The following is a 221-nucleotide window of genomic DNA, read 5'->3' on the forward strand; positions in this document are numbered from 1 at the left end:
GTCGAGTTGATCGGAACACAGGTGCGGCGGACCCCGCGGGCGGTGGCGGTGGTGTGTGCCGGGGTGGAGTTGACCTACCGTGACCTCGATGAGCGCGCCAACCGTCTGGCGTATCGGCTGCTCGCGCGGGGGGTGGGACCCGAGCAGGTGGTGGCGGTGGCGCTACCGCGGTCGGCGGAGCTGATCGTGGCGTTGCTGGCGGTGTGGAAGGCCGGGGGTGC

The 221-nt window shown here is 71.9% G+C and carries 1 protein-coding gene; it reads left to right on the top strand.

The window, feature by feature from the left end:
• Positions 1–221 (top strand): AMP-binding protein (locus ACX4ZE_RS23565; protein ID WP_480275664.1); only part of this gene is annotated, 221 nt, incomplete at both ends.

The sequence above is a fragment of the Nocardia sp. TBRC8007 genome, from assembly GCF_056629435.1.